Below are 336 nucleotides of genomic sequence, written 5' to 3' on the forward strand. Positions count from 1 at the left end.
GTTGAGGGAAGGTTTGGGTAAAGGGGATTTGATTGTTTGGGTATTGGGAAGTAGGGAAGAAAGGAAGGATTTGGTGGAGTTGAAGGATTTTGTGTTAATGAAAGATAGAGGTGGGTTTATGAATATTGGGGGTGGTGAGTTGGTGGAAGATGAGGTGTTATTGGGGGGAGTTGAGGAAAATAAGATGGGGGATGGTTATGTGGATGTTTTGTATGAAGAAGGTTTGAAGGAAAGTGATCGATTGTGGAGAATGGAGAATGTAAGGGTAAGTGGTGATATTTGAAGGTTGAGGAAAAATTATTTGGCAAGGTGGTTTGAAATTTTGAAAGAAAATCT

The 336-nt window shown here is 39.9% G+C and carries 1 protein-coding gene; it reads left to right on the plus strand.

Features of this window, described 5'->3' with window-relative positions; genetic code table 11:
- Positions 1-283, plus strand: a 283-nt coding sequence (locus FS736_RS23475; protein ID WP_313959743.1) for an NAD(P)-dependent oxidoreductase, incomplete at its 5' end; no start/stop codon positions are given.
- Positions 284-336: the final 53 nt, after the last annotated feature.

This window comes from Cytobacillus oceanisediminis 2691 (assembly GCF_007678455.1).
Classification (GTDB): Bacteria; Bacillota; Bacilli; order Bacillales; family Cytobacillaceae; genus Mesobacillus; species Mesobacillus oceanisediminis_A.